At 59.4% G+C, this 298-nt stretch carries 1 pseudogene; it reads left to right on the forward strand.

Features of this window, described 5'->3' with window-relative positions:
* Positions 1-298 (forward strand): annotated as a pseudogene (locus tag ASE71_RS10415) (phosphoketolase); the annotation flags it as partial.

Below are 298 nucleotides of genomic sequence, written 5' to 3' on the forward strand. Positions count from 1 at the left end.
GCGCGAGCATCTGCCTGAAGTGAAGGTCCGGGTCGTCAACGTCGTCAACCTGATGAAGCTGCAGCCGGCGGAAGAACATCCGCATGGCCTTTCGGACAGCGACTTTGATGGCATCTTCACAAGGGACAAGCCGATCATCTTTGCCTTCCACGGCTACCCGTGGCTGATCCATCGCCTCACCTATCGCCGCACCAATCACGGCAACCTGCATGTTCGCGGCTACAAGGAAGAAGGGACGACCACGACACCGTTCGACATGGTGGTGCTGAACGAACTCGACCGCTTCCACCTGGCCGGC

The sequence above is a fragment of the Ensifer sp. Root954 genome (assembly GCF_001429005.1).
GTDB classification, from domain to species: domain Bacteria; phylum Pseudomonadota; class Alphaproteobacteria; order Rhizobiales; family Rhizobiaceae; genus Ensifer; species Ensifer adhaerens.